This is a genomic window from Waterburya sp., from assembly GCF_058530065.1.
This window is the reverse complement of sequence record NZ_JBZNBU010000029.1, coordinates 1-9,717: the sequence shown is the minus strand read 5'-3', so window position 1 is coordinate 9,717 and position 9,717 is coordinate 1. Positions and strand designations below refer to the sequence as shown.

At 39.7% G+C, this 9,717-nt stretch carries 6 protein-coding genes and 1 pseudogene; 3 read left to right on the top strand and 4 right to left on the bottom strand.

Annotation, left to right across the window (positions count from 1 at the left end; genetic code table 11):
* The 3 genes and pseudogenes from AC33VI_RS02035 to proB all read right to left on the bottom strand — a co-directional run.
* Positions 1–292: pseudogene (locus tag AC33VI_RS02035) on the bottom strand (hypothetical protein); the annotation flags it as partial.
* A 140-nt stretch (positions 293–432) separates the two neighbouring features.
* The gene (locus AC33VI_RS02030; RefSeq protein WP_491780604.1) at positions 433–4,017 is read right to left on the bottom strand and encodes a DNA gyrase subunit B; all 3,585 of its coding nucleotides are present in this window, start codon (positions 4,015–4,017) and stop codon (positions 433–435) included.
* A 208-nt stretch (positions 4,018–4,225) separates the two neighbouring features.
* Positions 4,226–5,356, bottom strand: a complete 1,131-nt coding sequence (proB, locus tag AC33VI_RS02025) for a glutamate 5-kinase (protein WP_491780605.1) — start codon at positions 5,354–5,356, stop codon at positions 4,226–4,228.
* A gap of 194 nt (positions 5,357–5,550) precedes the next feature.
* Here proB and AC33VI_RS02020 point away from each other — a divergent pair, with 194 nt between their 5' ends.
* On the top strand, positions 5,551–6,801 hold the full coding sequence (locus tag AC33VI_RS02020; protein WP_491780603.1) for a HEAT repeat domain-containing protein: 1,251 nt from the start codon (positions 5,551–5,553) through the stop codon (positions 6,799–6,801).
* A 20-nt stretch (positions 6,802–6,821) separates the two neighbouring features.
* Here the strand turns inward: AC33VI_RS02020 and ispD are convergent, their stop codons facing one another.
* Entirely contained in the window at positions 6,822–7,502 is a 681-nt protein-coding gene (ispD, locus tag AC33VI_RS02015; protein WP_491780602.1) for a 2-C-methyl-D-erythritol 4-phosphate cytidylyltransferase, read from the bottom strand.
* 94 nt (positions 7,503–7,596) lie between these two features.
* Between ispD and AC33VI_RS02010 the strand changes: the two genes are divergently transcribed.
* Positions 7,597–8,541 carry a glycosyltransferase family 9 protein gene (locus AC33VI_RS02010; RefSeq protein ID WP_491780601.1) on the top strand — a complete coding sequence of 315 codons (945 nt, stop codon included), beginning with the start codon at positions 7,597–7,599 and terminating at the stop codon, positions 8,539–8,541.
* Between the two features lie 90 nt (positions 8,542–8,631).
* Complete coding sequence (locus AC33VI_RS02005; protein WP_491780600.1) at positions 8,632–9,585, top strand: hypothetical protein; 954 nt, start codon at positions 8,632–8,634, stop codon at positions 9,583–9,585.
* Positions 9,586–9,717 lie beyond the last annotated feature (132 nt).

The window sequence follows — 9,717 nt, the reverse complement described above, 5'->3', positions numbered from 1 at the left end:
ATTCTTTACTTTTAATAGCCTTCTGAAATTTTAGATCGACAACTTGTTTCTTTTGATGGCGAATAACCTGAAAATCGGGATAGTAGAGCTTCTCTTTACCTTTATCGTAATATTTCAGTGGTTCTGTTGACGTGGAATACGATACCACATCAGGATCGAACTCCAACCAATACATAAAATCTCTTTGAAGAACAGATTCATACCAGACGCTAGTTTGCATTTTGCAACTGATAAAATGACCAGCATTTTGTTTATATTGGCGAGGCGTACTTAATTTTTTGGAAACAGCCATAAAAAAAGAGTATCTCTTATAATGTGAGATACCCTATATGGTACATGAAATTTCAGCTTATGGTTTAATTATTTTCAGCATATACTTTAAAATTTCATGTTATGCTTTATTTCTTCACTTTATGGTTTAATCGACACAACTTAAATGTCCAAATCGTCTAGATTTAACTTAGGTGCGTTGGTTTCGATGAATTCCCGACGGGGAGCAACTCTGTCCCCCATCAAGACGGTAAAGATGCGATCTGCTTCGGCTGCGTCGTCTATTTCTACCCGCTTCATCGCTCTGGTTTCTGGGTTCATGGTAGTATCCCAAAGTTGTTGGGGCATCATCTCACCAAGTCCTTTAAAACGCTGGATATTGTAGTTAGCGTTGGCAGGAAATTCGGCAATACGCTGTTCTAATTCGCGATCGCTGTAGCAGTATTGATGGTTTTTACCCCGTTCGAGTTTATACAACGGAGGACAAGCGATATAGATATAACCTTGGTCTACTAATTCTCTTTGATAGCGGAAGAAGAAGGTTAGAATCAAGGTTCTGATGTGCGCTCCATCAACGTCAGCGTCAGTGTTGTGACAGGCTATACCACCAGTACCGCAAACAAAGTTTTCGTCATCTTGGACAGAGAAATCGTAGACATAATCGCCAACTAAATCGATTTCTTGATGAGAAGTTACCTCTAAGCCCATTAAGTCATCGCTGATGGGTACAAAAGCCAGAGACTTACGGGTAGTTTTAGCTAGATGTTCTTCTAACTGATTTGAATTGGCATGATGTTGCCATATCGGACGACAGAATTCTAATTGTTCTTTGCCACAGATGGTAATGGTGTAATAATCGTGACGAGTTTGAATCTCTGCATCTTGGCTGGTGGATGGTTGATGTTGGCTATGGCTAGCGATTAAACCCAGTTGACCGCATAAATACAATAAGCCATCTTTAAGCTTTTTAGAGTTGGTGGTAAAGGAGATATTCTTACCGACAGTAGTACCATCTCCTAAGAAGTAACCTTCTAAGAAAGCTAATTGCAATGATTCGTTAACGCTAAGAACTAGATCGGGCAGTTTTTTCTGATGTGCCACTTCCGCTACTCCCCAAGCTTTTAGCAGTCTGGTTGCTGCAACGCTATGGAAATAGAGTTTGATTCCTTCGCTATCGGGATCTCGATACAAACGAGGAGTTTCATTAAATACTCTTTCGATCGCACTAATTAATTCGGGAATAAATCTTTCGTCTTTTGTACCCAAATTCAAACTAACTTGATGCTTGCTTAGAGTGCCTTCGGCAACATACCAACCCAAAAAATACATCAAATCGAGATCGACTGCCATAAAGCGATCGAATGCCTTATCTAGATGTGCTTGAGGGACGATTTTAATTTCTTCTCCTAGTTGGTTTAATTCGTTAGGAGTAAAGAAACTGACTGCTTTATAAGCACTTACTTCTCGCCAACGGGCATTTTTACTATTATCGTCTTGTTCTATCAAGCGATCGATCTTGGAGGGTAGAGTTTCGTAAATCACATTATCATTACCGCCAATTGCCTCAAGATAATTGAGAAAATCAGCTAAAGTAGGTCGATTGATACCTCTTTCCCAATGACTAATAGTAATGGGCTGTTTGACACCACAGCTAGTAGCTACTGCTTTTTGAGAGATACCCGCAGCTTGACGCTGGTCGATTAATTCTTGCCATGATGCTGTATCTAGTTGAACTCTGGGCTGATTCCACTGTTCGGGTTTGTCTACTTTTGCTAATACTCGTTTAGCGGCAATTTCTCTGACATCTTCTCCTTGTAAATAAAGAGAATCAGTTAACCCCGCTTCGTAGAAAGTCTTTAATAGATCGATGCGATTGGGACTATTATCGGGACGAGGTAAGCGACGACTGGCAACTAACAAATCCCCTTCGCGAATTTCATTACCTTTTTTCAGTTTTACTTTGCCATCTTCATAAACAAAGACACTGTGAGAAGAGGTTACTTTAACCGAACGATTGTATCTGGTAGTAATCTGATACATTGCCTCTTCATGTCCGTGACGAATTACGGCTTTAAGGGGACGAAAACGAGTTTCATTGGTTTGAGGATCGAAACAGACTACCTGATATCTTTCCGTAGTGCGTTTCCCTTCGACGCATTCATCAATAAAGTCGCCAATATTCACAAACTCGGTTTGTCCTGTATATTCATCTAAGACTAAAGTAGGTTCGTCTCCCGCCACACTCATAATTACTATGCGATGGTAGCGCAGTTGCGCTGGATCGAACTCTTCACCTTTAATGCCCAAACCAAGGGCGGTAATCATCGACTGAATTTCATTATTTTTATAGATCTTAGTGTCATCAGTCTTTTCAATGTTGATGATTTTACCTCTGAGGGGCAAAATTGCTTGAAATCTTCTATCTCTTCCTTGCTTGGCACTTCCCCCTGCTGAATCGCCTTCCACGAGAAAAATTTCCGATTCTTCAGGATCGCGAGAACTACAGTCGGCTAGCTTTCCTGGGAGGGGAGAAGATTCTAATACGGATTTGCGTTGGACTAATTCCCTGGCACGACGGGCGGCTTCTGCGGCTTTGAAAGATTGAATGGCTTTTTCAATGATGGCATCGCCCACATTAAGGTTGAATTCTAGATATTCTTTGAGGACTTCCCCAACGATGGAATCGACAATACCGCGAACCTCTGTATTACCCAGCTTAGTTTTGGTTTGTCCTTCAAATTCTGGTTCGGGTACTTTAACTGAAACTACTCCTGTCAAACCTTCGCGAATGTTCTCCCCGCCTAAGTTAGATTCGTTTTCTTTAATCTTGTTGCGCTTGCGGGCAAAAGTATTCATCGTCCGCGTAAGAACGGTTTTCAATCCTTCTAAATGCGTACCGCCATCAATAGTACGAATGTTGTTGGCAAAACCAAATAAGTTGTCGCTAAAAGCATCAATACACCATTGCAAAGCAACTTCTACAGTTACGCCATTTTTCTCTTTATTTACATAAATAATATCTTTATGGAGGGGATCTTTTTCCCGCGTCATATATTCGACGTATTCTTTGATTCCCCCTTCGTAGCAATAAACATTCTGACGAATTTCTTCACCGCGATGGTCGGAAAAAGTTATTTTAATCCCTGCATTAAGATAAGCTAACTCTTTGAGACGTTTGGCTAATATTTCGTATTCAAAAGTAGTGGTTTCAGTAAAAATCTTGTCATCTGGCACAAAATGAACCGAAGTACCAGTACGTTTGGGGTCATTTTTGTTAGGATCTATTGCTAATTTACCTTGAGGCTTTCCTCGTTCGTAACGTTGAACGTGGATTTTTTTATCTCGCCACACTGTAACCTCGACTAGTTTGGACAGGGCATTAACTACTGATACCCCTACACCATGTAAACCACCAGACACTTTATAACCACCGCCACCAAATTTTCCTCCAGCGTGGAGTACGGTCATGACTGTTTCTAAAGCCGATTTTCCTGTTTTGGAATGTATCCCAACGGGAATACCGCGTCCGTCATCGGTAACAGTAATCGAACCGTCGTCATTGATATCAACTTCGATATGGGTACAAAAACCAGCCAGTGCTTCATCGATGGAGTTATCCACTACCTCATAGACGAGGTGATGCAATCCTTTAGGCCCTGTCGAACCAATGTACATCCCTGGTCTTTTGCGTACTGCTTCTAAACCCTCCAGAACCTGAATCTGATCTGCACCGTAATTATCAGCCATGTAGTTTCTCCGAAAAATGCCTAATTAGCTTTGGATTTTTGATTTTATGAAAAAATACTCAAAAATTTTAACACAAAAGCTTTCCTGACCGCCTTAAAGCTTTCTGTAATGATTTTTAATTATAGATACAATCCTATGTTTATTTCCTTTAGATCGCTTTGTGTAGAAAATTGCTTTTATATAGTTATATTGTACTATGTTTGAGTTGTTAATTGAGAACTAGATTATTGCGGTGTATGACTGTATCCGAGCTATCGTAGCCTAGTATTTTCGAGATTTCTGTAGAATGATGTCCTTTAATTTGTTTGATTTCGTTGCTGTTGTAGTTGACCAAACCTCTACCTAACTCTATTCCTCGTTCGTTGCAGAGTTTTACTGCATCAGAGGTAGTAAATTCTCCCTCAACATTGATGATTCCCGCAGGTAGTAAAGATTTACCTTTTTTGCTAATGGCTTTCACCGCCCCCTCATCTAAATATAATGTCCCCGCAGGTACTAAACCATAACTAATCCAACGTTTGCGAGCATTTTCGGTTTTGGGGTGAGCTTCAAATTGCGTCCCTAAATCTTCCCCTTCCAGGATTTTCAAAATATTTTGAGGGGATTTTCCTTGAGTTATAACAGTTCTCACTCCAGTGCTAGTAGCAATACGGGCAGCAGCTAGTTTGGTCGCCATGCCTCCAGTACCCCATGGAGAACCACTAGAACCCGCATCTACTTGCAGGCGATCGAATTCTTCATGAGTTACTAATTCAATCGGTTTAGCATCGGGTACGGTTCTGGGATCGGCAGAATACATTCGATCTACATCAGTTAGGAGAAATAACCAGTCTGCTTGAATTAAACTCGCTACTAAAGCCGAAAGAGTATCGTTATCGCCAAATTTTAGTTCGTCTACAGCAATGGTATCGTTTTCATTGACTATAGGAATTACCCCTAGATCTAGCAACTCTTGAAAAGTATTGGAAGCATTAACATAGGTATTGCGTTCGACTAATTCTCGACGGGTTAGAAGAATTTGTGCGATCGCTTGTTGTAAACTACTAAACAGATCGTCATAAATCCGCATTAACCGCCCTTGTCCCACAGCAGCCACAGCTTGTTTTAAAGCCATTTTACGGGGTCTTTCTTTAAGATTTAATCTGGCACAACCCACCCCTACAGCCCCAGAAGAAACCAGCACTACTCGATGTCCTCGATCGCGCAACTGACATAATGTTTCTACTAAAGAAGCGATAGTGGCGATCGCAATTTGTCCCGTATTCTGAGTCAAACTTGCGGAGTCTCTCGTCAAGCTAGAAGTACCAATCTTCACTACTATAGTTTGGGGGTTATTGATTTTCACGCCAATATTGCTTCCTATTACTAAAAATATTGCTTGAATGGTTAAATTGCATGGCAAAAATTCTTTTTTTGCATTATGAAATAATTTTGTGGTCTATGCTACCAATATAGGAAAAAACTAAAATGATAATAAAGTTAGAGTTTTATAGCTAATTTCCTAATTATCATCAGTGTGAGAGTAGCGATCGCGTGACCTATATTAAATCAGAAGCAACACCGAATCAATCACCACATTCTATATCAGAGATACTTTACCTGGGAGTAGCAGCAGCACAGCAACAAGATTGGCTATCAGTCAATAATTATCTCAAACTGTTACCCCAAACCAAAAGCCGTAAAAAAGCTAAAGAATTTGTTTTAAATGGAAAAGATTGGCAAACTGCTTTCGATTTGGCTCTATCTTCCTTAATAAAAGCCGATTTTCAAAGTAAATGGTCGATTGCTAAGTTACTACCTTTATTTGGTAGAAATATTATCCCAGTTTTAATTGAATTGCTTCAAGATCGAACCCTCGAAATTGATACTAGAGGATTTATTTGTCAAATATTAGGTAACTTTAGCGATCGCCGAGTTATTCTGGCTTTAGTAGAATTGCTTCACGCTACATCAGATAGGGAATTAATCGAGACTGCTGGAAAAAATTTAACTAAAATTGGCGATGATGCCATCGAAGCTTTGTCAGAACTTTTAAACGAATCAGAATATCGTTTGCTAGCAGTACAATCTTTATTCTATATTCGTACCTCTAAAACTATTGCTCCACTTATAACCGTAGCTACTAATGGAGAAGCAGAATTAAAAGCGATCGCCATAAAAGCTCTCAGCAGTTTCCACGACTCTCGCATTCCTCCTGTATTAATAGCAGCACTCCAAGATAAAGCCAGTAATGTCCGCCAAGAAGCAGCAATCGCCTTGGGGTTTCGTCCCGATATTTGCGTTGAATTAAATCTTGTGGAACATCTACAACCCCTACTTCGCGATTTTAATTTAGAAGTCTGCCAACAAGCAGCTATTTCTCTCAGTCGCATGAAGCAAGAAACTGCCACCGCAGCGATCTATTCCGTTCTGCAAGCCGATACTACTCCCGAAGCTTTGAAATTAGATTTAGTTAAAGCTTTAGGTTGGAGTGAAATTAGTTCGGGGATCGCCTATTTAGCCAAAACTCTGGTTGATTGTAGCGATCTAGTCGCCCAAGAAAGTGTAACTATCTTAGGCAGAACCAAAATCCCCGAACTGAAACTAGAAGCTACTAAGGTTTTGATTCATTATTGGCAACAACAAAATCGATTATTAGAATCTCCCCAACTCAGACAGACTCTGGCTACATCTCTAGGAGAATTACGCTGCCCGATAGCCAAAGCCACTTTAGAACAATTAGCAGCAGATGGCGATCGCAAAGTTCAACTTCATGCTATTTCTGCTTTAAAAAAGCTAGCTTAAAAAATTGAGTAAAAACCGATCTATTGTCTTTGCCTTAAAATAAATTCGGCGATCGCCAAATCCACAGGAGTAGTAACTTTTAAATTAGTTTCCTCCCCTCGAACAATTTTCACGGGAAGATCGCATTTTTCAAACAAAGCTGCATCGTCCGTAACTTGCCAGCCTAATTTCCTACCGCGAGCGTGACATTCCTTAAGCAATCTGGCATCAAAACCTTGGGGAGTTTGAGCAGCCCAAAGATTGCTGCGATCGGGAGTATCGGAAATTACCAAAGACTCATTAACTACCTTAATCGTATCCTTAACTGGTATGGCAGCAATAAAACCCTGACAACTATCCAAGGCTTCGGTACAGCGATCGAATAGCTGAGGAGTAGCCAAACATCTCGCCCCATCATGAATTAATACTCTCTCAGCTACTTCTGGAAGGGCTTGTAAGCCATTGTAAACTGATTCTTGGCGCGTATCTCCTCCCACGATTAATTTGACTGGTTTGGTCAAATTTAGTTGGTCAATAATATCTTTAAAATCGGGAAAATCTACTGTTTGTCCCATAATGCCAATCCATTCAACAGTCTGAGATTGTTCTCCAGCCAACAAAGTCCAAGCAAGTAGAGGTTTACCTAACAATTCTAATAATAGTTTATTGCGATCGCTGCCCATGCGACGACCCATACCAGCAGCAGGAATGAGTAAGTGCATTTAAGATGTTTTCCTTAAAATAAATCTGTTTAGCTCTATCATCTACTAAAATTGACCTCAGATAAAACTAAAGACTATATCTTCTTCATCAATAATGCGTATACTGGCTCTTATCCCTGGCGGAATTGACAATCAACTGCTCTTTTTTCCTACCCTGGAAACCCTAAAACAGGAATATCCTCAAGCTGCGATAGATGTGTTAGTAGAACCAAGATCGAAAAAAGCTTACCGTGTTTGCAAAAACGTTGATGAAGTTTTGGTTTTTGACTTCCAAGATCGCAATAGTTTTGCAGAGTATCTTAACGTTTTAGGGGTTATGCGCGATCGCGAATATGATGCGGTAATCAGTCTCAAAACTACCTGGCGGATTAAACTACTCCTTTGGCTGAATGGCATTCCTATTAGAGTAGGCTATCAAGATGATTCTGCCATATTTTTATCTCGGGCTGTCCCCCGCAAATCCGAACAATATAAAGCGGAAATGTATCACGACCTAGTTACGGGGTTTGGCATTCAAACTGCTTGTCCGAGCATAACTATTAATGTCCCGACAGAAGATATTGCTTGGGCAGAATCAGAACAAAATAGATTATCTCTCAAAGATAGCGGTTATATAATTCTTTGCGATAATCCACCTGTAGAATCTACTACTCCTGTATATCCTCTGAACAGTTGGCAACAAATTGTCGAAGATCTAGATCGCCGAAAAACAGGATTATCTGTTCTACTGTTACAAACGAATAGCAATAGGGAATGGGTAACCAAAATGATGTCGGCTAATAACCAACTCAAAGCGATCGCTCCTTCCGATGTGGGTAAAATGGCAGGTATTATTGCAGGAGCAAATTTAATTTTATCTAATGCTGGTACTCCTTTACAACTAGCCATTGCTAGCAGTACTTACAGTTTTGCCTTATTGACCGATGCAGAACGCAAAACTCTGCCTGCTGAGACCGAAAATTGTCAGGAAATTATCTCTAAAACCAACAGCTTAGAGGATATCGCTCCAGACACCATCATTCAAAAAATGTGGCAATAGTAAATAATCAATAATGGATAATTGACAACTATCCATTATTGATTAATCATTCGATTGATTAATAGGTTTTTAAGAAAAAAGCGATCGCCGATGATAACAAACAATTGGGAAACAAAACCAAGTTCGTTTGCCGAAACTGTCGAACTGGTAGAAAATTTTGTCCTACAAGAAATTCGTCGAGAAACTGAAGAAAAGCAACTTTATTACCACACTATAGATCATGCTTTGGCTGTAAAACGCCGAGCAAAGATTATTTTTCAAGCGATCGCACCCACCCTCAACCAAAGTCAAGCAGAAATCAATCGTTTAGCAAGTATCATCGATCTATGCGCGATTTCTCACGATATGGTGCAAAAGTTTTCTGTGCCTGGATTCTCAGCACCTCGCCAGCGTATTCCAGGGGTTAGCGAAGTTGCGACAAGCGATAAATTAATCAAATACATTAATAATCTCAATCAAGCTTTAGCAAAACATCAAATCGACCCTGAAATTTTATTTGCCGATTCCGATCTATCCACTATCAAAGAAGCTATTTTAGCTACTATTTGCGATCGCGACCCTCAAGCAGGCAAAACTACTTATAGTTTCTCTCCTTTTTCTATCTATCAACCTTATCTATACGATCCTCTCAAGCATACTTCTCTTGCAGCTAAAATTGTTGCTTTAGCCGATCTAGGTGCTTTAGGCATAGACGGGGTCGAACAATATATCAAAGAAGGGATTTTAGTCTTTTTAGAAGATAATTTAGACCTCAAATGCTCGATCTTAAACGGCGAAGTGACAAAACCATCAACTACTCAAGAGATTTCAACTCGATTGTTGAGCATGACTCGATTTATAGTTAATTTGGCAAAAGAAAGACAAGCCAGATTTGAATTAGAAATTATGGGATTTACGCTTCAGGCTCGTCAAATCTTACGAGAACAAGTTTTTATTTATTTAGATAGCAACAATATTAATCAAATTCAGGCGATCGTACCGACCAGTGATCATACTACTTTAAAAGAATTAGTCGATTTTTTTTGCTTAAATAAATTAAATTAAATAGTTAAATTAGTTATTAAATTATAAATTTATGAGTTATTAATTAGGTGGCTCACAACTCCTAATTTTTACAGCCACCTATAAATTATTCACTCATTACCGAAGTATTCACTTGAGACTCCCGCCATAGTT

What these genes read in the sequence shown, in the direction of transcription:
- ispD (WP_491780602.1), bottom strand. Translation starts at nt 7,502, where the DNA reads ATGCACTTACTCATTCCTGCTGCTGGTATGGGTCGTCGCATGGGCAGC.
- AC33VI_RS02030 (WP_491780604.1), bottom strand. Translation starts at nt 4,017, where the DNA reads ATGGCTGATAATTACGGTGCAGATCAGATTCAGGTTCTGGAGGGTTTA.
- AC33VI_RS02010 (WP_491780601.1), top strand. Translation starts at nt 7,597, where the DNA reads ATGCGTATACTGGCTCTTATCCCTGGCGGAATTGACAATCAACTGCTC.
- AC33VI_RS02005 (WP_491780600.1), top strand. Translation starts at nt 8,632, where the DNA reads ATGATAACAAACAATTGGGAAACAAAACCAAGTTCGTTTGCCGAAACT.